We start from the raw sequence: 22,898 nt of genomic DNA on the forward strand, positions 1-22,898 counted from the left end.
CGTGAACGTCGGCGACGGGTCTCCTGCGGCGCTATCGCGGCAAGGACGCCGCCCAGACCCTACGTTGACGGAGCCATTCCGATGACGCTGCACACCGTTCGCGCCGTTTGCGCGCACTGCAACCAGACCCTGCCGCGCGCGGCGTTCTTCCGCTGCCCCTTCTGCCGCAAGCCGATCGAGCGCGAGACCGAAGGAGCGGAGATCATCTGCCGGCGCTGCAACAACCCGATCCCGCGCGCCCATGCCGGGAACTGTCCCTGCACATCCATCGAGCGGCGCAGCCTGCACCCGGCGCGACGCCTGCCGGAAAGGTGGCCCGAATGACCGCGAAACAGCATGCAAGACGTCTTCTGTGGCCCGTCGCGCTCTTGGTGCTGAGCGTGGGGTTGACGCTGTTTCTGCTTCACTCGGTGCCCGACGAGGTGCTGGGCGAGGACGAGACGCTGCGGCTCGCCGTGACCTCGGCGGTCTACTTCGCGACCGCCTGGCTGGTGAGCCGCATCCTCGGGCTCGCGCTCGACCAGGCGGCGGCGCGCCGGCGGCCCTATCCGCGACTGCTGAAGGATCTGATCGCCGCGGTGCTGTTCTTTATCGCCTTCGCGGCGACCGTCGCGCTCTTCATGGGGCAGGGGGCGGTGGGCGCGCTGGCGGGGTCGGGCCTCATCCTCGCGATGCTGGGTTTCGCCATCCGCAACGTGGTGGCCGACACGCTTTCGGGGATCGCGCTGGGCATCGAGGGGCCGTTCCGCATCGGCGACTGGGTGGATATCGACGGGCTCGCGCGCGGCAAGGTGATCGAGATCGGCTGGCGCACGACGCGGGTGCTGACGCGGGACGCGACCTACCTGATCCTGCCCAACAGCCAGATCGCGCGCCAGCGCATCACCAACTATTCCGCGCCCAAGAAACAGTATCGCGCGCAGGTCACGATCACGCTCGATCATGCGGTGCCGATCGACCTTGCCCGCGACACCATGCTGGCCGCGGTGAAAGAGGCGAAACAGATCCAGCAGGACCCCGCCCCGGACGTGCGCGTGCTGGGCTACGAGGAGGGCGGCATCGCCTACGCGGTGCGCTACTGGCTGTCGCGCTTCGATCGCGACATCGACTGCCGGGACGAGGTTTACAGCCTCATCGACGACGCGCTGCGCAAGATCGGCAACGCCACCCCGCGCCAGCGGATCGAACTGGTGAATATGACGCGCAAGACGGATTGACCCGGACGTGCCGGAGATAAGCGAAACCCGCCCTTCGCGGGTCAGCCGCTGAGCGGCGTCACGATGGCCACGAAGGATTCAGGATTTCCATATCCGACAAAAAAGCCGCGCGGGTCGCCCCGCGCGGCTTTCGCGATTTTTCGCCCGAACGCGATCAGCGTTCGTCGTCGTTCTCTTCGCTTTCCTCGGGCTGCGCTTCCTCGACGGTCTCGGCGAGTTCTTCGTCCTCGGAGGCGGCCGACCCGATGTCGTCGAAGAGTTCCGCGATCTCGTAATCGGCGGCGGCTTCTTCCTCGGCGGCGAGTTCCTGGATCGACTTTCCGGCAGCCTGGAGCTCGGCCTCTTCGGGCGAGCGGGCGACGTTCAGCACGATGGTGGCGTCGACCTCGGGGTGCAGCGTGATGTGGACGTCATGCAGCCCCAGCTCCTTGATCGGGCTGGCGAGCGCGACCTGCTTGCGGTCGATGGTGAAGCCGGCCTCGGTCGCAGAGTCGGCGGCGTCGCGGGTCGAGACCGACCCGTAGAGCGCACCCGAATCGGCGGCCTGGCGAATCACCACGAAGGTCTCGCCGTTGAGCTTGGCGGCCATTGCCTCGGCTTCCTTGCGGGTTTCGAGGTTGTCGGCCTCGAGCTGCGCCTTGCGGCTCTCGAAGTCGGCGATGTTCTGCTCGGACGCCGAGAGCGCCTTGCCCTGGGGCAGCAGGAAGTTGCGCGCGAAGCCCGGCTTGACGTCGACGACGTCGCCCATCTGGCCCAGCTTGGCGACACGTTCGAGAAGGATCACTTGCATGTCTCTACTCCTTACTTCACGGCGTAGGGCAGCAGCGCGAGAAAGCGCGCGCGCTTGATCGCGCGGGCGAGTTCGCGTTGCTTCTTGGCCGAGACGGCGGTGATGCGGCTGGGCACGATCTTGCCGCGCTCGCTGATGTAGCGTTGCAGCAGACGGGTGTCCTTGTAGTCGATCTTGGGCGCGTTGTCGCCCGAGAAGGGGCAGACCTTGCGGCGGCGGAAAAACGGTTTTGCGGCCATGTGTTAGTTCCTCATCTCAGGTTGGATCAGCGGCGGCCGCGACGGTCGTCGCGTTCGTCGCGCTTCTGCATCTGGATCGACGGGCCCTCGACGTGTTCGTCGACCTTGATGGTCAGCACGCGCATCACGTCGTCGTGCAGGCGCATCAGGCGTTCCATTTCCTGCACGGCCGGCGCGGGCGCGTCGGTGCGCATGAAGGCGTAATGACCCTTGCGGTTCTTGTTGATCTTGTAGGCCATCGTCTTGACGCCCCAGTATTCCTGATCGACGAGCTTGCCGCCGTTGTCGGAAACGACGGCGCCGAAATGTTCGATCAGACCTTCGGCCTGGGCCGAGGACAGATCCTGGCGCGAGATGAAGACATGCTCATAGAGGGGCATGCGGGTTCCACTTCTATCAAGGCGCATTTCATAGGACGGGCGCTGATCCTTCCGCGGCCCATCCACGAGAGACTGCGCGGGTTCCGGTAAGTCTGCGAAAGGAAGTGGCGCTATACGCCGGATCGCGCCGCGCCGCAAGGGCCGCGCCGCCGCGCCGCGCCCGCGCCGCGAAGCCGCCCGCGTATGACCGCGCCCTTGCCCGAATTCCGCCCCGTTCGCGCGGCACAAATGACGGGAAGTCACATGACCCATCGCAGAACGTGAGGCCCATCATGACCGCATTGCCCCATACCGTCACCCCCGAAGGGCCGCTGCGCCGCGAGACCCCCATCCCGTCCCATTACATCGAGGACGCGGACGATGCGATGTCGCCGCTGCGCGTCGGCGTCTATCGCGGCACGGCGGTGGCCGCGACCATCGCCGCGTTGGGCCTGTGGATGGTTCCGATCCATCAGGTCGATCCGATCATGCAGATATTCAAGCTGTTCCTGTCGGCGAGCCTGCTGCTCGGGGCTGCGGCCCTGATGATCACCCAACGCCAGCCCGCCGGTCCCGCGATCGAGATCGACCCGCGCCGCCGGACGCTGACGGTCATCGACGTGGATGCGGACGGGCGCTCGAATGTGCGGGCCGAGCACGCGATCGACAGCCTGTCCGAGATCGTGCTGCGCGACAGCCTGCTGACCGCGCGCGACGCGTCCGGGAACAGCCTGATCGCGCTGCCGGTGAACGACGCGGCGACGCATGCCGCCCTGGCGCAGCTGCTGGGGCAGGAGACCCGCTGAGCGGCGACGGCGTTTTGCGCCGCCCGCGATGCGTGTTCATCCGCTCACACGGGCTGTTTATCCCTGCGTAGTTGCCTGGGGCGAGAAGGAGGTTAGACTCCGCCCGATATGCAACAACGGAGAGATCCAATGAAATTGACGACCAGCATCGCCGCCGCCCTTGCCCTGACCGCGACGGGCGCGATGGCCGCGCCGGAGAAATATGTTCTCGATCCCAGCCACAGCCAGGTGATGTTCAGCTACGATCACCTCGGCGCCTCGACCACGCACAACATCTTTTCGGGGTTCGAGGGGGAGATCATGTTCGACCAGGAGGATCCGGCGAATTCCTCGGTCAGCGTGTCGATCCCGGTAATGTCGCTCTTCACCGGCTGGCAGAAGCGCTTTGATCATCTCATGTCCGACGATTTCTTCGGCGCCTCCGAGGGCGACATGATCACCTTCGAATCCACCGGCATCGAGGTGACGGATGACGACGAGGGGATCATCACTGGCGATCTGACCATCAACGGCGTGACCAAGGAGGTGAAGCTCGAGGCGGAGCTGAACAAGGCCGGACAGCACCCGATGGCGGGCAAGGCCTGGGCCGGTTTCGACGCGGAGACCACGATCCTGCGCTCGGATTTCGGGCTGGGCAAGTTCGCGCCGAACGTGGCTGACGAGCTGGACGTCGAGATTTCGATCGAGGCGCTCAAGGCCGAGTGACGGGCCTTTCGCGCGCGTTCGAGGAGCCGCCCGAGACAATCTCGCGGGCGGCTTTTCGCGTTACTCGGTCCGGGTCGCGGTCAGTTCGAAGCTGATGTCCACCCCGGCGCCGAGCGTGTCGGCGTCGACGCCGGCGCCGATCCCGAAATCGCCTCGATCCACGCGCATCGCGCCGTGCGCGGTGGCGGTCCCGTCGGCGATCTGCAGCTCGAAGGGCAGGCGCACGGGCACGGACGCATCGCGGATCCGCAGATCGCCCTCGGCGATGAGTGCGCCGTCCTCGCCGCGCAGGATGTCGGCGGTGAAACGCGCGGTCGGATAGTCCGCGGCGGCGAAATATTCCGGCCCCATCGCCTGTTCGGTGACGCTCCCCAAAGTGAGCGAGGGGATCGAGACGGTGACCGTGACCGCCCCGCGCAGGCCCGGCGCGGCGGCTTCGTCATATGTGATCTCGGCGGTCCACTCGTTGAAATGGCCCTCGACGGTCGCGCCCATCTGCGTGATCGCGATCGAGAGCGCGCCCTCCTGCACCTGCCAGTCGCTCGCCACCGCGTCGAGCGTGGCGGCGCCGCCCGGAGCCTGCGCGAACCAGCCGCGCTCATAGGCGAGGCCGAGGACGCCCACCCAGATCGCGAGCGCCGCCAGCGTCGGGAGCGCGTGGCCCGGCTGGCGCGCGGTCGGTTCCGCCGGGGTCTGCCCCGGCAGCATCCGGCGCAACGTGGCGTCACGGTCGACCAGGTGATGTTTGAGCGCCCCCGCGACGTGCAGCCCGATGGCGACGGCGAGCACCCATTGCAGGAGGTAATGCAGGGTTCCCGCGACGCCGGAGAGCCATTCCGACTTGGGCACGAACGGCAGACCCTGCCCGAAGGGCCACCAGATCGGCGCATAGCCGGCGTCGGCGGCGTGATGGACCCAGCCCGAGAGCGGCACCATCACGAGCGAGCCGTAGAGCAGCCAATGCACCGTCTCGGCGAGCCGCGACTCGAGCCACGCGTCGCCGTTCAGAAGCCCCGGCTTCGGCTGGCTCAGCGCCCAGAGGATGCGGGCGACGGCGGTGAAGAAGATGGCGACGCCAAGCGTCTTGTGCATGGAGAAGAGCAGCGTGGCGCGATCGATCAGCCCCTGCGCGCCGTCCCCTTGCGCGGCGCGCGCGGCCTCGGCCACCTGCACGGCGGTGAAGCCGAGCGCGAACTGCGCCAGGATCAGCAGCGCGATCAGCCAGTGGAAGGTCTTGGTGACGGCGCCGTAGGTGGCGGCGGAATTGGTGAGCTGCATGATGCGTGTCCCGAACGGCGCTGCGTGAGGGAATCATCCTATCGCATCGCGCGGGACGGGCAAACGCCGCGCGGGCGCACAGCGCGTCTTCGTCACCGCACGGACGGGGTTGCCCGTTGCCTCGCGCGGCGCGGCGCGGTATCTGCGACCAGACGCAGCGACAGGGGGCAGCATGAGCCGAGCATTCATCTTTCCGGGGCAGGGCGCGCAGACCATCGGCATGGGCCGGGCGCTGGCCGAGACGTATCCGGCGGCGCGCGCCGTTTTCGAGGAGGTCGACGAGGCGCTGGGCGAGAAGCTGTCGGCGCTGGTCTGGGAGGGCGACCAGGAGGACCTGACGCTGACCCGCAACGCGCAACCGGCGCTGATGGCCACGTCGCTCGCCGCGCTGCGCGCGATGGAGGCGGAGGGTGTGACGCTCGACGCCGCGAGCTTTGTCGCGGGGCACTCGCTGGGCGAATATTCGGCGCTGGCCGCGGCCGGGGCGCTGGGCGTCGGGGATGCGGCGCGGCTGCTGCGCACGCGGGGCGCGGCGATGCAGGAGGCGGTGCCGGTGGGCGTCGGCGCGATGGCGGCGATCCTGGGTCTTGACCTCGCCGCGGTGCGCGAGGTGGCCGAGGCGGCGGCGGAGGGCGAGGTCTGCCAGGCGGCCAATGACAACGACCCCGGGCAGGTCGTGGTGTCGGGCCACGCGGCGGCGGTGGAGCGCGCGGCCGCGCTGGCCAAGGAGCGCGGCGCGAAGCGCGCGATGCTGCTGCCGGTGAGCGCGCCGTTTCATTGCGCGCTGATGCAGCCCGCCGCCGAAGCGATGCGCGACGCGCTGACCGGGATCGAACTGAAAGCGCCCAAGGTTCCGCTCGTCGCCAACGTGCTGGCCGAGGCGGTGAGCGACCCGGCGCGCATCCGCGAATTGCTGGTCGAGCAGGTCACCGGCGCGGTGCGCTGGCGCGAAAGCGTGGCCTGGATGGCGGCGCAGGGCGTGAGCGAGACATGGGAGATCGGCGCGGGCAAGGCGCTTTCGGGCATGGTGCGGCGCATCGATCGCGACATCGCGGTGAACAACGTGGGCGCGCCGGACGACGCGCGCGCGGCCGCGGCGGCGCTGAACGGTTGACGCGGCGGAGATTTTTCGTGCGAAGAATCTTGGGGACGATACGGGAGAGCGTAGCCTCGCAGGGATGGATTTTTCGCGAAAGATCTGGTGCGGGGCAGGCATAGGAAAGGAAACGGGATGTTCGATCTGACAGATAAGACGGCGCTGGTCACCGGCGCGTCGGGGGGTATCGGCGGCGAGATCGCCCGCGCGCTGCACGGCGCTGGCGCAAGCGTCGGGCTGAGCGGCACGCGCGTCGAGCCGCTCGAGACGCTGGCGGGTGAATTGGGCGCGCGCGCCCATGTGCTGCCCTGCGACCTTGGCGACGCCGAGGCGGTCGACGGCCTGCCGAAACGCGCGATCGAGGCGATGGGCGGGCTCGACATTCTGGTGAACAACGCCGGGATCACCCGCGACCAGATCTTCATGCGCATGTCGGACGAGGACTGGCAGCGCGTGCTCGACGTGAACCTGACCAGCACCATGCGGCTCTGCCGCGCGGTGATGCGCCCGATGATGAAGGCGCGCTGGGGGCGGATCATCAATATCAGTTCGATCGTGGGCGCGACCGGCAACCCGGGGCAGGCGAATTACGCCGCCTCCAAGGCCGGCATGATCGGCATGGGCAAATCCATCGCCTACGAGGTCGCCAGCCGCGGCATCACCGTGAACGCCGTCGCGCCGGGGTTCATCGCCACCGCGATGACCGAGAAGCTGAGCGACGAGCAGAAGGAGAAGATCAACGGCCAGATTCCCGCCGCGCGCATGGGCGCGCCCGAGGAAATCGCGGCCGCCGTGCTCTATCTCGCCAGCCCCGAAGCGGGCTACGTGACTGGGGCCACGCTGCACGTCAATGGCGGGATGGCGATGCTCTGAGGCGCGCCGCATCGGGCGGGCGAGAATCAATGGCGGGCGGTGATCCGGACCGCGCCGCCGCGCCGCCGCCCCGACGCATGGGGCGGCCGCAGGGGCGCGAGGCAAGGATCTAAGAATTCCGGCAAGATCATGATTTCGCACGCATATCCGGCGCGGCCCACGGGGCGCGGAATGGCAAGCGGCGATATTCGCCCCTTGTAATTTTCTTCCGTGGGGCCAATCTGGTAAAAGATTTGCGATCGCCCTGCCATATGCTATAGGCGGCGCAGATTCGGCGCACCCGGCCCATGCAGAGGACCGGGCCGCGACAACCGCCCCCGCGGGGCGACCCAAGGCCGCTACCCGTCCCGGGCGGGGGCAACACCGGGCCAAGGCGCCCAGAGATTATGAGGATTACATCATGAGCGATATCGAAGACCGCGTACGCAAGATCGTTGTTGAGCACCTGGGCGTCGAAGAGGACAAGGTGACGGAAAACGCCTCGTTCATCGACGATCTCGGCGCGGACAGCCTCGACACGGTCGAGTTGGTCATGGCGTTCGAAGAAGAATTCGGTATCGAGATCCCCGACGACGCGGCCGAGACGATCCAGACCTTCGGCGACGCCGTCAAGTTCATCAAGGGCGCGTCCTGACGCTTTGATCAGACCGTAGCGTGTGCATGATCGGCCCCTGCCTGACGGCGGGGGCTTTTTCACGTCTGGGGTCAGTTGCATGGCGGATTGGACGCGAATGGACCGGGCAATGCCGATTTGGTGATATCGCGCCCGGGTGCTAGGATGCATGAAGGGGACATGCCCCGCGGGGAGTGGGGCGGACCTGCGTAAGCATATCGACTCCGGGGGCTGCCATGATCATCTATCCGACGTTGGAAATTATGGACGGTAAATGCGTCTCGCTGACGCGCGGGCGGCTTGAGGAGCCGGTCATCTGGCATGTCGACCCGGTCGAACAGGCCCGCCGCTACGCCGCCGCGGGCGCCCAATGGATGCACCTCACGGATATCGACGGGCTCAAGGGGGATGATTCGAACGCCGAACTCTGCGAGGAGATCATCCGCACCGTCGGGATCCCGGTGCAGTTCGGCGGCGGGTTCCGCACCCGCGAGCAGGTCGAGAGGTGGATCGACAAGGGCGCGGGCCGGATCGTGCTGAGCACGCTGGCGGTGTTCGACCCCGACCAGATGCACGCGCTCGCCAAGTTCTATCCGGACCAGATCGTGCTGGCGCTCGACGTGTTCGACGGCGCGGTGATGACCGATGGCTGGCGCTCGCGCAGCAGCTTCACGCCCGAGACCTTCATCACCGCCTTCGAGCGCGCGCCGCTGGCCGGGATCGTGGTGACTGACATCGATGCGGACATCGCCGACCGGGACGCGAGCCTCGGGGTCATCACCGGCCTTGCGGCGGCGACGCGCCACCCGGTGATCGCGCGCGGCACGATCCACGGGATCGACGATGTGGCGCGGCTGAAATACGTCAAGAACGTCGCCGGCACGCTGATCGGTCGGGCGCTTCTCGCGCGCGACGTGGACCTGAGCGAGGCGCTCGCCATCGCGAGCGCTCCGACCGAACCGGTGGCGGAATTCCAGTAGCGCGACGCCCGTTGCGCGGCCTGCCGCGCCCCGCCGCGCGGCGGGGCCGCTAACCCTTGCCCAACGGGCGTAATGCGATGTATGCACGCCTTGAGAAGCAGTTTTAGGGGGCCGCATATGCGCCGCGTTGTCGTCACGGGCCTTGGATTGGTCACACCTTTGGCCTCGGGAGTCGAGGAAAGCTGGAGCCGTATCCTCGCGGGGGAATCCGGCGCGGGGCCGATCACCCGCTTCGACCCCGAGCGCGTGGTCACCAAATACGCCTGCGAAGTGCCTTACGGCGACGGGAGCGACGGCAGTTTTGACCCCGACATCTACATGGAGCCCAAGGAGCGCCGCAAGGTCGACGATTTCATCCTCTACGGCATCGCTGCCGCGCAGCAGGCGGTCGAGGACGCCGGCTGGACCCCCGAGAACGAGGAGGACCGCCTGCGCACCGGCGTGATGATCGGTTCGGGCATCGGCGGGTTGCAGAGCATCGAGCAGACGACGCTGCTCATGCGGGAGAAGGGGCCGCGGCGGGTGTCGCCGTTCTTCATTCCCGGCGCGCTCATCAACCTGATCTCGGGGCAGGTCAGCATCCGTTACGGGTTCAAGGGGCCGAACCATGCGGTCGTGACCGCGTGCTCGACCGGCGCGCACGCGATCGGGGACGCCGCGCGGCTCATCATGTTCGGGGATGCGGACGTGATGGTCGCCGGCGGCGCCGAGGCGGCGATCTGCGAGATCGGCATCGCCGGGTTCAACGCCTGCAAGGCGCTGAGCACCAAGCGCGCGGACGATCCCAAGGGCGCGAGCCGCCCCTATGACGAGGACCGGGACGGATTCGTCATGGGCGAGGGCGCGGGCATCGTCGTGCTCGAGGAACTGGAACACGCCCGCGCGCGCGGCGCGAAGATCTACGCCGAGGTGCTGGGCTATGGCCTGTCGGGCGACGCCTACCACATCACCGCCCCGAGCGAGGATGGCGACGGCGGCTACCGCGCGATGGCGGCGGCGCTGAAGCACGCCGGCGTCGATCCCGCGCAGGTCGATTACATCAACGCGCACGGCACTTCGACGATGGCTGACACGATCGAGCTCAGGGCGGTCGAACGTCTGCTGGGCGAGGCGGCGGGCAAGGCGACGATGAGCTCCACGAAGTCCGCGACCGGCCACCTTCTGGGCGCGGCGGGCGCGATCGAGGGCATCTTCGCCATCCTCGCGATCCGCGACCAGGTCGCGCCGCCGACGATCAACCTCGACAACCCGGCGGTCGAGACGCCGCTTGACCTCGCGCCCAACGCGAAGCGCGAACGCAAGGTCGATATCGCCATGTCCAACAGCTTTGGTTTCGGCGGCACCAACGCGAGCCTGTGCCTCGGGAAGCTGCGCTGATGTGGCGGAATATCGCGTCGAACGCGTTGACGTTCCTCGTGGTGATCATCTTCCTGCTGGGCGGGGTGATCCTGTGGGGGCAAAATTCCTACAACGCCGTCGGGCCGCTGGATGAGCAGATCTGCCTGCGGGTGCCGAGCGGGAGCTCCATGCGCAAGGTGTCGACCGATCTTGCCGAGCAGGGGGCCGTCACCAGCGCCGCGATCTTTCGCATCGGGTCGGAATACCATGACCGCAACAGCGATCTGAAGGCGGGCAGCTGGCTGATCCCTCCGCAGGCCAGCATGGCCGAGATCACCGACATCATCACCCGCGGCGGCGCCAGCACCTGCGGCACCGAGGTGCTCTACCGGATCGGGGTCACCAAGAGCGAGATCGACGTGCGCGAGCTTGACCCCGCGACCAACCGCTACGTGGAGAAGGCCGAGTTCGATCCGGTCGCAGATGAACCGCCGGCCGAGTTCACCAAGGTGCGCGCGCAGGCCGATACCCGTTATCGCGTGGCCGTCGCCGAGGGCGCGACCAGCTGGCAGATTGTCGATGCGCTAAAGGCGGTCGACGTGCTCGAGGGCGAGGTCGAGTCCCTGCCGCCCGAAGGCAGCCTTGCGCCCGACAGCTACGAGGTGCGGGTCGGCGACACGCGCGCGTCGCTCATCAAGCGCATGCAGGAGGCGCAGGAGGCCATCGTCGCGGACGCATGGCAGGACCGCGACCCCGACCTGCCCCTGGCGAGCCCCGAAGAGATGCTGACCCTCGCTTCGATCATCGAGAAGGAAACCGGCGTGCCCGAGGAACGCGGGCAGGTCGCGTCGGTCTTCGTCAACCGGCTGAACCGCGGCATGCGCCTGCAAACCGACCCGACGGTGATCTACGGCGTCACCGAGGGCAAGGGCACGCTGGGCCGCGGTCTGCGCCAGAGCGAGTTGCGCAGCGAGACGCCGTGGAACACCTACGTGATCGACGGTCTGCCCGCGACCCCCATCGCCAACCCCGGCCGCGCCAGCATCGAGGCGGCGGTGCATCCGGCCGAAACGGAGTTCGTGTTCTTCGTCGCCGACGGCAGCGGCGGGCACGCCTTCGCCGAGACGCTGGAGGAGCATAACGCCAACGTCGCCCGCTGGCGCGAGATCGAGGCGCAGCGTACGCAGGGGGAATAGGGCGGGGCCACGCGACCGCGCGACTGCGGCAGCGCGGCGCATTGACCTTGCCGGGCGCGGAGGCCAAGACGCGCCCGCAGTGGACCGAGGGACGCAACATGGTACGCAGGGCCGAGAACGGCGCGGATCTTCTGAATCGCGAGAAATCGAAACGCATCGGCGCGCTGCGCGCCCTGGGGCCGTTCCTCGCGCCTTACAAGCTGCTGGCGATGGCCGCCGGGCTGGCGCTGATCCTGACGGCGGGCGTGTCGCTCGTCCTGCCGCTGGCGGTGCGCCGGGTGGTGGACAATTTCGGCGCCGGCGACGGCGCAATCCTCGATCAGTATTTCCTCGCCGCGCTCGGCATCGCGGGGCTGCTGGCGGTGGGCACGGGGCTGCGCTACGCGCTGGTTTCGAAGCTGGGCGAACGGGTCGTCGCGGACGTGCGCAAGGCGGTGTTCGACCGGGTGATCGGGATGAGCCCGGCCTTCTACGAGCGTATCATGACCGGCGAGGTGCTGAGCCGCCTGACCACCGACACCACCCTGATCCTGAGCGTGATCGGTTCGTCCATCTCGATCGCGCTGCGCAACCTGCTGATTTTCGTCGGCGGGCTGATCCTCATGCTGATCACCGCGACCAAGATGACGGGCATGGTGCTTTTGCTCGTGCCGGTGGTGATCGTGCCGATCCTCGTGCTGGGGCGGCGCCTGCGCAAGCTCAGCCGCGAGAACCAGGACTGGATCGCGCAAAGCTCGGGCTCGGCCTCCGAGGCGCTGCTGAGCGTGCAGACGGTTCAGGCCTTCACCCACGAGGATGCGACCCGGCTCAAGTTCTCCGATGTGACCGAACGCAGCTACGACGCGGCGATCGAGCGCATCCGCACCCGCGCCTGGATGACGGTGATCGTGATCTTCCTGGTCTTCGGCGGCGTGGTGGGCGTGCTGTGGTTCGGCGCCAACGCGGTGCGCACCGGCGACATGACGCCGGGGCTGCTGGTGCAGTTCGTGATCTACTCGGTGATGGTCGCGGGCTCGGTGGCCGCGCTGTCGGAAATCTGGGGCGAGTTGCAGCGCGCGGCGGGCGCGACCGAGCGATTGATCGAGCTTCTGAACGCGACCGATCCGGTCACCGATCCGGCGACGCCGCTCCCGCCGCCCGCGCCCGCGAAGGGAGAGATCGTGTTCGAGGACGTGCAGTTCGCCTATCCCACACGCCCCGGCGTGTCCGCGCTTGACGGGTTGAACCTGCGCATCGTCCCCGGCGAGACGGTCGCGCTGGTCGGCCCTTCGGGCGCGGGCAAGACGACGGTGATCCAGCTCATCCAGCGGTTCTACGATCCGCAATCGGGGCGCATCCTGCTGGACGGGGTCGACCTGCGCGACATGCGCCGCGACGCCTTTCGCAAGGTGCTGGCGCTGGTGCCGCAGGACCCGGTGATCTTCGCCGCCACCGCGCGCGAGAACATCCGCTTTGGCCGCCGCGACGCCAGCGACGCCGAGGTCGAGGCCGCCGCGCGCGCGTCGGCCGCGCACGAGTTCATCACCGCGCTGCCCCAGGGCTATGACAGTGAGGTCGGCGAACGCGGCGTGATGCTCTCAGGCGGGCAGAAACAGCGCATCGCCATCGCGCGCGCGATCCTGCGCGACGCGCCGGTGCTGCTGCTGGACGAGGCGACCTCGTCGCTTGACGCCGAAAGCGAACGCGCGGTGCAGGGCGCGGTCGAGGAGCTGGCGAAGGGACGCACCACGATCATCGTGGCGCACCGTCTCGCCACCGTGAAGAAGGCGGACCGGATCATCGTTCTGGACGAGGGACGGATCGCCGCGACCGGCACGCATGACAGCCTCGTTGCCGAGGACGGGCTCTATGCGCGCCTCGCGCGGCTGCAATTCACCGGCGATGCGGCGGCGTGAGGGCGTCCGAGACGATCCGCTTTCGGGCTGGACGGCGCGCGCGCTGCGGCTAGGATGGGGCGCATGAAACTCGCGACCGCCGCCTATCCGCTCGACTGGCTCGATTCCTGGGCCGACTACGCCGCCAAGCTGGAGGACTGGGTCAGCCGCGCCGCCGGGCAAGGGGCCGAACTGCTGGTCTTTCCCGAATACGGCGCGATGGAGCTCTCGACGCTGGCGGGCGAGGCCGCCGCCGGCGATCTCGAAGGCTGCCTGCACGCGGTGTCCGAACGGATCGCAGACGCGGACGATCTGCACGCCGATCTCGCCGCGCGGCATAAGGTGCATATCCTCGCCGGTTCCGCGCCGGTATTCGATGACGCGATCAGCGCGCGTCCGGTGAACCGCGCGCGGCTTTTCTCGCCCACGGGCGGGCGCGGCGCGCAGGACAAGCAGATCATGACCCGGTTCGAGCGCGCTCCCTGGGATATCGCCCCGGGCGGGCCGCTGCGGGTGTTTGACACGAGCCTCGGCAAGATCGCGATCCTGATCTGTTATGACTGCGAATTCCCCCTGCTGGGCCGCGCCGTGTCCGGGGCCGACCTGATCCTCGCGCCGTCCTGCACCGAGGCGCTTTCGGGCTATTCGCGGGTGCGCATCGGCTCGATGGCCCGCGCGCTGGAACAGCAATGCGTGAGCGTAATGGCCTCGCTCACAGGCGAGGCGCCGTGGTCGCCCGCGGTGGACGTGAACACCGGGCGCGGCGGCGTGTTCGGCCCGCCCGACGCCGGGTTCCCGCAGACCGGCGTGCTGGCCGAAGGGGTGATGGACGCGCCCGGCTGGACCTTTGCCGAGGTCGACCCCCGCGCCATCGCCCATGTGCGCGCCGATGGCGGGGTGTTGAACCGCAGCCACTGGAGCGAGCAGGACGGGCGCGACGCGCCGCCCGCGCCGGTGCGGCTGGGCTAGGCGGGGTCGCCCGGCGCATCATGTCGCACGATTGTGGCTTGAAAATTCCCGCCGATGGGGCCATTTAATGCGCAATTACTCCGCCCCTGCGGAGTGTTTCACGTAGGAGAACACATGGCCAAGGAAGATACGCTCGAATTTCCCGGTGTCGTCAAGGAACTCCTGCCGAACGCGACATTCAAGGTCGAGCTTGAGAACGGCCATGAGATCATCGCGCACACGGCAGGCAAGATGCGCAAGAACCGCATCCGCGTCCTTGCCGGCGACAAGGTGCAGGTCGAGATGACCCCGTACGATCTGACCAAGGGTCGGATCAACTATCGCTTCAAATAGGGCGAATGGCGCGTAGCGCCGTTTCATTCGTGCGGGAAAGCTTTTCGCCGCCGGCGAAAAGCGGCCGCGCCCCGCCTGCCAACAGGGTGCAATGATGTCAGTTTCCCCTGCCGCCGCGCCCCGCCTCATCCTGGGCTCCGCCAGTCCGCGGCGGCGCGACCTGCTGGCGCAGCTTGGCGTGGCGGCGAACGACATCCGCCCGCCCGAGATCGACGAGACCCCCGGAAAATCGGAACTGCCGCGCCCCTATTGCGCGCGCATGGCGCTGGAAAAGGCGCAGGCGGTGAATGCGGATGCGGACGACATCGTTCTCGCCGCCGACACGACTGTGGCGCTCGGGCGGCGTATCCTCGGCAAACCCGCGGACGCCGGGGAGGCCGCGCAATTCCTGCGCGCGCTCTCGGGGCGGCGTCACCGCGTCATCACCGCCGTGGCGCTGCGGCGTGGCGGACGTGTCTGGCGACGCGACGTGCTGAGTTATGTGCGCATGAAGCGGCTGTCGGAGGAGGAACTGACGGGCTATCTCGCCACCGGCGACTGGCGGGGCAAGGCGGGCGGCTACGGCATCCAGGGGCCCGCGGGCGCCTTCATCCCGTGGCTGAGCGGATCCTTCACCGGCGTCGTCGGCCTGCCGCTGGCCGAGACCGCGGGGCTGTTGCAGGCGGCGGGCTATCCGCTTTGGAGAGGCGCGACATGAAGGGGCGAATGGCCGTGCTGGATCATATGGGTGGGGCCGAGGCCGCGGCGCTGCTGGTCGACGGCGTACTCGACGATCTGCTGATCGACGGCGACGGCCCGCGCCCCGGGACCATTTACCGCGCCATCGCCGACCGCCCGGTCAAGGGGCAGGGCGGGATCTTTCTGCGCACGCCCGACGGCTCCGCCTTCCTGCGCCAGGTCCGGGGCGTGTCCCCCGGCCAGTCGCTGCTGGTGCAGGTCACGGGCCACGCGGAGCCCGGCAAGGCGATTCCGGTCACGCAGAAGCTGCTGTTCAAGAGCCGCTACGCTATCGTCACGCCCGGCGCGCCTGGCCTCAACGTGGCGCGCGGCATCAGGGACGAGGCGCGCCGCGACGCGCTGCTCGAGCTCGCGCACGAGGCGATGGAGGGGGCGGATTTCGGGCTTATCCTGCGCTCGGCCAGCGCGACGGCGGAGGCCGGCGAGATCGCCGAGGACATCCGCGCGATGGTCGACCTCGCCCATACCGTCCTGACGGACGAGGGCGCCGGCGCCGAGGTGCTGACCGAAGGCGACGCGCCGCACGCGCTGGCCTGGCGCGACTGGGAGGTGGACATGGTGTATCGCGCGCCCGGCGGGTTCGAGGCGCTGGACGTGCTCGACCAGGTTGAGAGCCTGCGCAGCGCGCGCGCGCCGCTTGCCGGCGGCGGCGCGTTCTACGTGGAGCCGACGCGCGCATTGGTGGCGGTCGACGTGAACACCGGTGGCGACGCCAGCCCGGCGGCCGCGCTAAAGGCGAACATGGGCTGCGCGCGCGCGCTGCCCCGCCAGTTGCGGCTGCGCGGCCTCGGCGGGCAGATCACGCTCGACCTCGCCCCGATGGCGAAGAAGGACCGCCGCCAGTTCGAGAACGCGCTGCGGGCCGCGTTCCGCGCCGATCCGGTCGACACCGTGCTTGTCGGCTGGACGCCGCTGGGCCATTACGAGCTGCAGCGCAAACGCGACCGCCTGCCGCTGGAGGAGCGCCTGCCATGACCTGCCCGATCTGCAAGCGGCCCACGGTCGCGAGGTTCCGCCCGTTCTGCTCCGGGCGCTGCGCGGATGTCGACCTCGGCAAGTGGCTGGGCGGCGAATATGCCGTCCCCTCGCGCGACCCGGAAGACATGGAGGAGGCGGCGGAAGCCGCCGCGCAGGAGCGCGAGGGGTCCATTGCCAAGCCTCGCTGAAATAATTGCCGATCCCTCTGGACAGCCGCCCACCCCTCGCCTAGAACGCGCTCACCCGAACGCCGCCGCGTTCACCCGTGCCCGGGTAGCTCAGGGGTAGAGCAGTGGATTGAAAATCCTCGTGTCGGTGGTTCGATTCCGCCCCCGGGCACCATTCCTTCAGTTAACGCATTGGTGTTATTTCAGATTCTCGCAAGTGCTTGGAGCCAAAACCATGCCGGCGACCGTTTCACGCATGTTTACCTTCGGCGAGACGGGGCGATCTCGAACGGTCAACACATTAAGACTGAGGTTGTAGGCTGCGGGATCAGTGGAAATCCCGACTTGGGAAGAGTTTCTTCGCCTGCTCGCGTGGATGGCGCGAATTTGCGCGAGGGCTGCCGCGGGGCAGGCGGCGCGCATCGTCGGTGCGACCGCCATCGGTCCCGGCCGGCGCGCCGTGGCCGAGGGTCCCGAGCAGGGGTGAGACGTCTTCGATATTCTCGGCGATCAGATGGACAACCTGACCCTTGCGTTCGATCCTGCCAGTGACGCACAGGAGCCGCCCGGCAATGACCGCCTTGCGGAACCTTTCGTAGATCTTGCGCCAGACCACGATGTTGGCGGCGCCGGTTTCGTCCTCCAGCGTCAGGAAGACCACCCCCGAGGCGGTGCCGGGGCGCTGGCGGGTGATGACGAGGCCGGTGACGGTGATGCGGCCCTTGGTCTGCGCGAGGCGCTCATGGGGCAGGCTTTTCGGCAGACGGGGGCGGAGCAGCTCCAGCGGATGGGCGCGCAAGCTGAGGCGCAGCGAGAGGTAATCCTCGATCACCTCCTGGCCCAGCGTCATGTCGGGCAACGCGGCCTCGGGCTCTGCCGCGCCCTCGCCATCCGCGCCGAAAAGCGGCAGGGGCTTTGGCGCGCGCAGGGCGCGGGCGGCCCAGAGCGCGGCGCGGCGGCTCTGGCCGATCGATGCGAAGGCGTCAGCCTCGGCCAGCCGCTCCAGCGCCTTGGGCGGCACCCCGGCCCGGCGCCAGATGGCCTCGACATCCGGGTAGCCATTGCCGCGCGCCGCCTCGATCCAGTCCGCATCCTCCTCGCGCATCCCCTTGATCTGCCGGAACCCGAGCCGCAATGCCAGCTCGCCGTCGGGGCGCGGCTCCAGCGTGCAATCCCAGACCGAGTGGTTGACCGAAACGGGGCGCAGCTCGACGCCATGATCGCGGGCGTCCCGCACCAGTTGCGCCGGGGCGTAGAAGCCCATCGGCTGGCTGTTCAGCAACGCGCAGGTGAAGACCGCCGGATGATGGCATTTGAGCCAGGCTGAGACATAGACCAGCCTCGCAAAGCTGGCCGCGTGGCTTTCGGGAAAGCCGTAAGATCCAAACCCCTCGATCTGCGCGAAACAACGTTCGGCGAAATCCGCCTTGTGGCCGCGCGCCAGCATGCCCGACACGAACCGCTCGCGGAAGGCGCCGATAGTGCCCATGCGCTTGAACGTGGCGAGCGAGCGGCGCAGGCGGTCGGCCTCGGCCGCCGTGAAGCCGGCGGCGACCACGGCGATCTGCATCGCCTGTTCCTGAAACAGCGGCACGCCATAGGTGCGCCCCAGCACCTCCATCAGCGCGGGGCCGAGGTCTTCGACCTTCTCGCGGCCCTCGCGGCGGTTGATGAAGGGGTGCACCATGCCGCCCTGGATCGGGCCGGGGCGCACGATGGCGACCTCGCAGACCAGGTCGTAGAACTTGCGCGGCTGCATCCGGGGCAGGAAATTGAGCTGCGCGCGGCTTTCGACCTGGAAAACGCCGATGGCGTCGGCGCGGCACAGCATGTCGTAAACCGCGTCGTCCTCGGACGGGATATTGGCGAGCGTCAGGTGCTGCTGGCGATGGTCGGCGAGAAGACCAAAGGCCTTGCGGATGCAGGTCAGCATGCCGAGCGCCAGGATATCGACCTTCAACAGCCCGAGCGCGTCGATGTCGTCCTTGTCCCATTCGATGATCGTGCGATTCTCCATCGCCGCGTTCTCGATCGGGCAGAGCTCATCGAGCCGACCATGGGTGATGACGAAGCCGCCGACATGCTGGCTGAGATGGCGGGGAAAGCCGATGATCTCGCGGATCAGTCTTGCGGCCAGCGCCACGCGGGCGTCGGCGGGATCGATGCCGGCGTCGCGCATCCGCTCCTCGCCCGGCGCGCTGGACGACCAGCCCCAGATCTGCCCGGAAAGCCGGGCGATCACGTCCTGGCTGAGGCCCATCACCTTGCCCACCTCGCGGATGGCGGCGCGCGAGCGGAAATGGATCACGGTCGCGGTCAGGCCGGCGCGGTGACGGCCATAGCGTTCGTAGATCCATTGGATCACCTCCTCGCGGCGCTCATGTTCGAAATCGACGTCGATATCGGGCGGCTCGCCGCGCTCCTTGCTGATGAACCGCTCGAAGATGAGGGTGATCGACTCGGGCGGCACCTCGGTCATGCCCAGCAGGTAGCAGATTACCGAATTGGCCGCCGATCCCCGCCCCTGGCAGAGGATTCCGCGCGAGCGTGCGAAAGCCACGATGTCATGCACAGTCAGGAAATAGGGGGCATAGCCCATTTCGCCGATCAGCCGCAGTTCCTTTTCCACGCGTCCGGTGATCTTGGCGGGCGGCCCTTCGGGATAGCGCCAGTGCAGCCCTTCGCGGGCCAGCCGTTCCAGCCGGGCCTGCGCGGGCTCGCCCTCCACAGCCTCGTCGGGATAGTGATAGCGCAGGTCATCAAGGCGAAAGGCGCAGGCATCGGCAATTTCCAGGGTGCGGCGGAGCGCGGCGGGATGACGGTGAAACATCCGGGCCATCTCTTCCGGCGCTTTCAGCCGGCGTTCGCCATTGGTCAGCCGCTGGGTGCCGATAGTGTCGATGGTGCACCCCTCGCGGATGCAGGTCAGCACATCGGCCAAGGGGCGGCGCGCGGCGCGATGCATCAGCACATCGCCCACGGCCACCATGGGCTGCCCGGTGGCCTGCGAAACCTGTGCGAGCCGGTCGAGCCGCGCCGGATCGCGCCCGTCATAGCGCGGGGCGGCGCCCAGAAAGCAGCGCCCCGGGAAGGCGCGCAGCACCTGGCGCAGATCGTCCGCCGCGTCTTCGACCGTCTCCAGCGGGTCTGGCGGCAGCGCGATCAGCACCATGTCCTTGCCCCAGTCCAGCAGGTCGGCGCGCGTCAGGCGGCACTCGCCCTTCTCGGCGCGCCGCTTGCCGAGCGAGAGCAGGCGGGTCAGCCGCGCCCAGGCGGCGACATCGGTGGGCAGGGCCAGCCAGTCCACCGCGCTGTCTGCCAGCACCAGCCGCGCGCCCGCGATCAGCTTTGGCAAGGCGCGGTCGGCGGGGATCAGCGGGCCGTCCTCGCGCAGGCGCAGGGTCTGGCGGCTGGAAGGATCGGTGACCTGCCGCGACCGAACGGCCGGGCCTTCGCGCGCCGTCCCGCCGGCCTGCGCTTCCTCGCGCAGCCGCTCCAGTTCCTTCAGCGCGGAGAAGGCGCGCACTACGCCCGCGACCGAATTGCGGTCGGTGATGGCGATCGCGGCAAGACCCAGCTCGGTCGCGCGCGTCACCAGTTCCTCGGGGTGCGAGGCGCCGCGCAGGAAGGTGAAATTGCTGGTCACGCACAGCTCGGCATAGGGACTCATGCGAATTCCCCTTGCGCGAACCAGTGCTGTGCGGCCCAGGCGGTGGCCTGCGGCGTGTGGAAGAGCCACAAGCGCGGCCCCTCGCGCGTCTCCACCCGCCAGTAATCGCGCAGGCCCGTGCGCCAGGCGGGATCGTCAAACCACCATTCCGGCGCGATTCGCTCCGGTCCGGTGGCGCGCAGCGTGGTGAAACCCATGCGCCGCCAGCGAAAGGCGGAGGGCGGATGGCCGCGCCGGTTGCCGCCCCGTGGCGTCACCGGCTCGGGCGGGAAGATGATGATCGGACGCTCCGGGCCGCGATGGGGCGGCGGCGTCTCGGGCGCGCTGTGGGCGGCGGGGGCGATGATGAAGCTGCGCTCGGGGATGTCGCTCTCGGCCGGCAGCAGTCGCAGCACCCGGTCGAACCCGAGCCGGTTGCCGAGCGAGGAGAAGAGATCAGCCAGCGCGTCCTCGCGGGCTATCGTTCGCGACCCGCCGATCTGCTCGGGCGCCAGAGGTTCGGTCACATGGGCCGTCAGGCGCATCGCCTCGATCCCGAACCCGGCGTCAACCTCGTCGATGCCTTTCGCAAAGAGCGCGGCAATACGGTTCGCATCGCGCATCGCGCGCGCCAGGCCGATCTCGACCTCGGCCTTTTCGTGATCCACCCGATGCAGCTCCAACCGCAACCGTCGCGCGCCGCGTTCGTGCTGGGTGAGCATAGCGCAGAGCCGTTCCAGCAGCCGGGTCAGACCTGCCGTCACGTCCGCGTGCAGGCCGATCGGCTCCGGCAGGGTCATGCGTATGCTGAAACGCGGCAGCTCGGCCTCAGGCGATATCGGCTCGGGCTGGTGCCCGAGAGCCTGGTCGAGCCGCAGCATCAGACCGGAGCCGAAGCGGCGCGCAAGCGGGGCCCGAGGTTGACTGATCAGATCGGCAATGCGCGCCAGCCCCATGCGTCCGAGCGCCAGCGCCGTCGCCGCGTCGATCCGCAGAGCGGAAACGGGCAGGGCGCCGACGCCATCCGCCAGCGCGCCTTCCGGTATGATGCCGCCGCCGTGACGGGCCAGCGCATGGGCCGCGCCGCGGGTTTCGGCAATCGCACTGGCCGCACTGAGGCCGGCGCGGGCGAGGCGCGCGTGCAGATCGGCGCGCAGTTCCGCCTCGCCGCCGAAGAGATGAGGCACGCCGGTGATGTCGGCCACCAGCCCGTCGGTCCCGTCGCGCGCCACCATCGGCGCATAGCGCCCCGCCCACCGCCGCAGGGCGGCCAGCGCCGCCGCCTCGCGCCTCAGGTCGGCGGGCCGGGTGATGAGGCCGGGGCAGATCGCGCGCGCGTCGGCCAGCGCCATGCCACGGTGCAACCCCCGCGATTCGGCCTCTGCGTTCAGGCAATGCAGATGATCGGCGTTCCCCGACCGAAGGATCAGGGCGAAGGCCCCTTCAACGGGGCGCCTGCGCAGGCTGGTTTCGCTCGCCAGTCGCGCAAACCAGATGCAGAGCAGTCGTCTTACCATTCCAATTCGTGGTCCAGGTTCCCAGTGTTCCCTTTTTGTTCTTTTTAAGTTCCCACCGATGCAGAGTCGAGTCCCCGCCATCGCCCGCAATCGGCGCGCAGCGCCAGCGCGTCTCGGCCGCGTTGCTGCCCTGGTCTTCGCGGATCAGCATCAGGCCGCTGGTCCGCCCCGCCTCCGCCGCCAGTTGCAGGCGTCTCCCGGCGATCAGCGACAGGGGTTTCTCCGGCTCGGCGATGACCAGCGCGACGCCAGGCGAGCGCAGGCATTCTTCGACGCTCCAGAGCAGGTCAAGCTCATTGGCCGGGCGGAGGATGTGCAGCCGCGCGCCCACGCCTTCGGGCAGGCCGCGCAGCATCGGCAGATGCGCCGCATGGGTCGGCAGCACCCAGATCAGCGGTCCATCGTGCCGCGCCGCCTGCCAGAGCGCAAAGGCGCGCCTCCCGGGGCCTTCGGCCTCATGCACTCGCGCCGGGGCGAGGGCGGGGGGTGCTGTCTCATCCGCCATCTTCGCGCACCCCTTCGGCCACGATCTTCAGCATCCCGTCCGGCAACGGGCGTTGCAGGGTCAGCGCGATCTCCGGAGGCGCGGTCAGCCATGTGCGCCAGTCCTCGGGCCTGGTCAGGATCACCGGCATCGCCTTGGGATGCACCGGGGCCACCTCGGCATTGGCCGGGCAGGTCAGGAAGCCGAACAGCTCGGCCGTCACCTCGCCCTCCTTCAGCTTGCGCACCGAGGTCCATTCCGTGCGCAGCCCGGCGAAAAAGCCGAGCGGCCGATCCTCGTCCAAGGCGAACCAGACCGGCGAATTGCGCGCAGCGTCCCGGCGCTGGTCAAGTTCCGAAAAGCTGGTGAACGGCACAAGGCAGCGATGCTCCACCCCCAGCCAGCGCCGCCAATGCGGCGAGGCCACGTTGCGGATGTTGGTCACGCCCTTGTCCACTCTCTTGCCCTCGAGGTATTTCGGCGGCGTCGGCATCCCCCAGCGCGCCATGCTCAGCCGCCAACCCTCGGCGCCGCTCCGGATGACGGGCGCGGAATAGTCCGGCCAGATACCCGGAAGCGCGGGCAGGTTGCCGGTCTCGTCGATGAACCCTTCGCCATCCTCCAGCATGTCGTCGAAGACATGCCGCATCGCGTCCTGGCTCTTGGTCTGGGAATAGAGATTGCACATGCAGGACGCTC

24 protein-coding genes and 1 tRNA gene are annotated in these 22,898 nt (G+C 68.5%); 17 read left to right on the forward strand and 8 right to left on the reverse strand.

The features are described from left to right. Positions 1-81: 81 nt before the first annotated feature. The gene (locus tag D6850_RS07770; protein WP_121165571.1) at positions 82-324 is read left to right on the forward strand and encodes an Rcat domain-containing protein; all 243 of its coding nucleotides are present in this window, start codon (positions 82-84) and stop codon (positions 322-324) included. Next, complete coding sequence (locus tag D6850_RS07775; protein WP_121165573.1) at positions 321-1,217, forward strand: mechanosensitive ion channel family protein; 897 nt, start codon at positions 321-323, stop codon at positions 1,215-1,217. Before D6850_RS07770 ends, D6850_RS07775 begins: the two co-directional genes overlap by 4 nt. Positions 1,218-1,371: 154 nt before the next feature. Here D6850_RS07775 and rplI read toward each other — a convergent pair whose 3' ends face one another. Genes rplI through rpsF form a run of 3 tightly spaced genes read right to left on the reverse strand, consistent with a single transcriptional unit; the run spans position 1,372 to position 2,626 of the window. Next, positions 1,372-2,007 carry a 50S ribosomal protein L9 gene (rplI, locus tag D6850_RS07780; protein WP_121165575.1) on the reverse strand — a complete coding sequence of 212 codons (636 nt, stop codon included), beginning with the start codon at positions 2,005-2,007 and terminating at the stop codon, positions 1,372-1,374. Positions 2,008-2,018: 11 nt separating this feature from the next. Then, positions 2,019-2,246, reverse strand: coding sequence for a 30S ribosomal protein S18 (gene rpsR, locus D6850_RS07785; RefSeq protein ID WP_005982441.1), 228 nt, complete (start codon positions 2,244-2,246; stop codon positions 2,019-2,021). A 26-nt stretch (positions 2,247-2,272) separates the two neighbouring features. Continuing rightward, a complete protein-coding gene (rpsF, locus tag D6850_RS07790) occupies positions 2,273-2,626 on the reverse strand; it encodes a 30S ribosomal protein S6 (RefSeq protein WP_121165577.1) in 354 nt (117 codons plus the stop codon). A 272-nt stretch (positions 2,627-2,898) separates the two neighbouring features. On the opposite strand from rpsF, the gene D6850_RS07795 reads away from it, so the two are divergent. Together D6850_RS07795 and D6850_RS07800 are read left to right on the forward strand one after the other, a co-directional pair. Further along, positions 2,899-3,411, forward strand: a complete 513-nt coding sequence (locus tag D6850_RS07795) for a hypothetical protein (protein ID WP_121165579.1) — start codon at positions 2,899-2,901, stop codon at positions 3,409-3,411. Positions 3,412-3,540: 129 nt separating this feature from the next. Beyond that, positions 3,541-4,116, forward strand: a complete 576-nt coding sequence (locus D6850_RS07800; RefSeq protein ID WP_121165581.1) for a YceI family protein — start codon at positions 3,541-3,543, stop codon at positions 4,114-4,116. 60 nt (positions 4,117-4,176) lie between these two features. On the opposite strand, the gene D6850_RS07805 is transcribed toward D6850_RS07800, so the two are convergent. Next, on the reverse strand, positions 4,177-5,394 hold the full coding sequence (locus tag D6850_RS07805) for a cytochrome b/b6 domain-containing protein (RefSeq protein WP_121165583.1): 1,218 nt from the start codon (positions 5,392-5,394) through the stop codon (positions 4,177-4,179). A 172-nt stretch (positions 5,395-5,566) separates the two neighbouring features. On the opposite strand from D6850_RS07805, the gene fabD reads away from it, so the two are divergent. From fabD to D6850_RS07870, 13 genes are all read left to right on the forward strand, one after another. After that, positions 5,567-6,508, forward strand: coding sequence for an ACP S-malonyltransferase (gene fabD / locus D6850_RS07810; RefSeq protein ID WP_121165585.1), 942 nt, complete (start codon positions 5,567-5,569; stop codon positions 6,506-6,508). Positions 6,509-6,625: 117 nt separating this feature from the next. Next, a complete protein-coding gene (gene fabG / locus D6850_RS07815) occupies positions 6,626-7,363 on the forward strand; it encodes a 3-oxoacyl-[acyl-carrier-protein] reductase (RefSeq protein ID WP_121165587.1) in 738 nt (245 codons plus the stop codon). 400 nt (positions 7,364-7,763) lie between these two features. After that, positions 7,764-7,997 (forward strand): acyl carrier protein, encoded by a 234-nt coding sequence (locus D6850_RS07820; protein ID WP_121165589.1) that lies wholly within the window; start codon positions 7,764-7,766, stop codon positions 7,995-7,997. A gap of 215 nt (positions 7,998-8,212) precedes the next feature. After that, complete coding sequence (locus D6850_RS07825; RefSeq protein WP_121165591.1) at positions 8,213-8,956, forward strand: 1-(5-phosphoribosyl)-5-[(5-phosphoribosylamino)methylideneamino] imidazole-4-carboxamide isomerase; 744 nt, start codon at positions 8,213-8,215, stop codon at positions 8,954-8,956. Positions 8,957-9,073: 117 nt separating this feature from the next. Continuing rightward, positions 9,074-10,333: a beta-ketoacyl-ACP synthase II gene (fabF, locus tag D6850_RS07830; RefSeq protein WP_121165593.1), complete on the forward strand. Its 1,260-nt coding sequence runs from the start codon at positions 9,074-9,076 to the stop codon at positions 10,331-10,333. Continuing rightward, a complete protein-coding gene (gene mltG, locus D6850_RS07835) occupies positions 10,333-11,490 on the forward strand; it encodes an endolytic transglycosylase MltG (RefSeq protein WP_121165594.1) in 1,158 nt (385 codons plus the stop codon). Before fabF ends, mltG begins: the two co-directional genes overlap by 1 nt. Before the next feature lie 98 nt (positions 11,491-11,588). Further along, positions 11,589-13,385: an ABC transporter transmembrane domain-containing protein gene (locus D6850_RS07840; RefSeq protein ID WP_121166837.1), complete on the forward strand. Its 1,797-nt coding sequence runs from the start codon at positions 11,589-11,591 to the stop codon at positions 13,383-13,385. 63 nt (positions 13,386-13,448) lie between these two features. Beyond that, positions 13,449-14,333 carry a carbon-nitrogen hydrolase family protein gene (locus tag D6850_RS07845; RefSeq protein WP_121165596.1) on the forward strand — a complete coding sequence of 295 codons (885 nt, stop codon included), beginning with the start codon at positions 13,449-13,451 and terminating at the stop codon, positions 14,331-14,333. 114 nt (positions 14,334-14,447) lie between these two features. Beyond that, entirely contained in the window at positions 14,448-14,666 is a 219-nt protein-coding gene (infA, locus tag D6850_RS07850; protein ID WP_108691992.1) for a translation initiation factor IF-1, read from the forward strand. A 94-nt stretch (positions 14,667-14,760) separates the two neighbouring features. Next, positions 14,761-15,363 carry a Maf family protein gene (locus D6850_RS07855; RefSeq protein ID WP_121166839.1) on the forward strand — a complete coding sequence of 201 codons (603 nt, stop codon included), beginning with the start codon at positions 14,761-14,763 and terminating at the stop codon, positions 15,361-15,363. After that, positions 15,360-16,379: a ribonuclease E/G gene (locus tag D6850_RS07860; RefSeq protein ID WP_121165598.1), complete on the forward strand. Its 1,020-nt coding sequence runs from the start codon at positions 15,360-15,362 to the stop codon at positions 16,377-16,379. Before D6850_RS07855 ends, D6850_RS07860 begins: the two co-directional genes overlap by 4 nt. Then, complete coding sequence (locus tag D6850_RS07865) at positions 16,376-16,570, forward strand: DNA gyrase inhibitor YacG (protein ID WP_121165600.1); 195 nt, start codon at positions 16,376-16,378, stop codon at positions 16,568-16,570. Before D6850_RS07860 ends, D6850_RS07865 begins: the two co-directional genes overlap by 4 nt. Positions 16,571-16,649: 79 nt before the next feature. After that, positions 16,650-16,724, forward strand: a tRNA-Phe gene (locus D6850_RS07870). 153 nt (positions 16,725-16,877) lie between these two features. On the opposite strand, the gene D6850_RS07875 is transcribed toward D6850_RS07870, so the two are convergent. Genes D6850_RS07875 through D6850_RS07890 form a run of 4 tightly spaced genes read right to left on the reverse strand, consistent with a single transcriptional unit; the run spans position 16,878 to position 22,887 of the window. Further along, entirely contained in the window at positions 16,878-20,219 is a 3,342-nt protein-coding gene (locus D6850_RS07875; protein ID WP_121165602.1) for an error-prone DNA polymerase, read from the reverse strand. Further along, a complete protein-coding gene (locus tag D6850_RS07880; protein WP_121165605.1) occupies positions 20,216-21,715 on the reverse strand; it encodes a Y-family DNA polymerase in 1,500 nt (499 codons plus the stop codon). Before D6850_RS07880 ends, D6850_RS07875 begins: the two co-directional genes overlap by 4 nt. Beyond that, on the reverse strand, positions 21,642-22,220 hold the full coding sequence (locus D6850_RS07885) for an ImuA family protein (protein WP_121165607.1): 579 nt from the start codon (positions 22,218-22,220) through the stop codon (positions 21,642-21,644). The genes D6850_RS07880 and D6850_RS07885 overlap by 74 nt, the downstream gene beginning before the upstream one ends. Then, positions 22,210-22,887, reverse strand: coding sequence for an SOS response-associated peptidase (locus D6850_RS07890; protein ID WP_121165609.1), 678 nt, complete (start codon positions 22,885-22,887; stop codon positions 22,210-22,212). The genes D6850_RS07885 and D6850_RS07890 overlap by 11 nt, the downstream gene beginning before the upstream one ends. Positions 22,888-22,898: the final 11 nt, after the last annotated feature.

The organism is Roseovarius spongiae (genome assembly GCF_003651245.1).
Lineage (GTDB): Bacteria > Pseudomonadota > Alphaproteobacteria > Rhodobacterales > Rhodobacteraceae > Roseovarius > Roseovarius spongiae.

Bases quoted from the DNA above. Each gene is read 5' to 3' on its own strand.
- D6850_RS07770 (WP_121165571.1), top strand. From the start codon at position 82: ATGACGCTGCACACCGTTCGCGCCGTTTGCGCGCACTGCAACCAGACC.
- D6850_RS07775 (WP_121165573.1), top strand. From the start codon at position 321: ATGACCGCGAAACAGCATGCAAGACGTCTTCTGTGGCCCGTCGCGCTC.
- rplI (WP_121165575.1), bottom strand. From the start codon at position 2,007: ATGCAAGTGATCCTTCTCGAACGTGTCGCCAAGCTGGGCCAGATGGGC.
- rpsR (WP_005982441.1), bottom strand. From the start codon at position 2,246: ATGGCCGCAAAACCGTTTTTCCGCCGCCGCAAGGTCTGCCCCTTCTCG.
- rpsF (WP_121165577.1), bottom strand. From the start codon at position 2,626: ATGCCCCTCTATGAGCATGTCTTCATCTCGCGCCAGGATCTGTCCTCG.
- D6850_RS07795 (WP_121165579.1), top strand. From the start codon at position 2,899: ATGACCGCATTGCCCCATACCGTCACCCCCGAAGGGCCGCTGCGCCGC.
- D6850_RS07800 (WP_121165581.1), top strand. From the start codon at position 3,541: ATGAAATTGACGACCAGCATCGCCGCCGCCCTTGCCCTGACCGCGACG.
- D6850_RS07805 (WP_121165583.1), bottom strand. From the start codon at position 5,394: ATGCAGCTCACCAATTCCGCCGCCACCTACGGCGCCGTCACCAAGACC.
- fabD (WP_121165585.1), top strand. From the start codon at position 5,567: ATGAGCCGAGCATTCATCTTTCCGGGGCAGGGCGCGCAGACCATCGGC.
- fabG (WP_121165587.1), top strand. From the start codon at position 6,626: ATGTTCGATCTGACAGATAAGACGGCGCTGGTCACCGGCGCGTCGGGG.
- D6850_RS07820 (WP_121165589.1), top strand. From the start codon at position 7,764: ATGAGCGATATCGAAGACCGCGTACGCAAGATCGTTGTTGAGCACCTG.
- D6850_RS07825 (WP_121165591.1), top strand. From the start codon at position 8,213: ATGATCATCTATCCGACGTTGGAAATTATGGACGGTAAATGCGTCTCG.
- fabF (WP_121165593.1), top strand. From the start codon at position 9,074: ATGCGCCGCGTTGTCGTCACGGGCCTTGGATTGGTCACACCTTTGGCC.
- mltG (WP_121165594.1), top strand. From the start codon at position 10,333: ATGTGGCGGAATATCGCGTCGAACGCGTTGACGTTCCTCGTGGTGATC.
- D6850_RS07840 (WP_121166837.1), top strand. From the start codon at position 11,589: ATGGTACGCAGGGCCGAGAACGGCGCGGATCTTCTGAATCGCGAGAAA.
- D6850_RS07845 (WP_121165596.1), top strand. From the start codon at position 13,449: ATGAAACTCGCGACCGCCGCCTATCCGCTCGACTGGCTCGATTCCTGG.
- infA (WP_108691992.1), top strand. From the start codon at position 14,448: ATGGCCAAGGAAGATACGCTCGAATTTCCCGGTGTCGTCAAGGAACTC.
- D6850_RS07855 (WP_121166839.1), top strand. From the start codon at position 14,761: ATGTCAGTTTCCCCTGCCGCCGCGCCCCGCCTCATCCTGGGCTCCGCC.
- D6850_RS07860 (WP_121165598.1), top strand. From the start codon at position 15,360: ATGAAGGGGCGAATGGCCGTGCTGGATCATATGGGTGGGGCCGAGGCC.
- D6850_RS07865 (WP_121165600.1), top strand. From the start codon at position 16,376: ATGACCTGCCCGATCTGCAAGCGGCCCACGGTCGCGAGGTTCCGCCCG.
- D6850_RS07875 (WP_121165602.1), bottom strand. From the start codon at position 20,219: ATGAGTCCCTATGCCGAGCTGTGCGTGACCAGCAATTTCACCTTCCTG.
- D6850_RS07880 (WP_121165605.1), bottom strand. From the start codon at position 21,715: ATGGTAAGACGACTGCTCTGCATCTGGTTTGCGCGACTGGCGAGCGAA.
- D6850_RS07885 (WP_121165607.1), bottom strand. From the start codon at position 22,220: ATGGCGGATGAGACAGCACCCCCCGCCCTCGCCCCGGCGCGAGTGCAT.
- D6850_RS07890 (WP_121165609.1), bottom strand. From the start codon at position 22,887: ATGTGCAATCTCTATTCCCAGACCAAGAGCCAGGACGCGATGCGGCAT.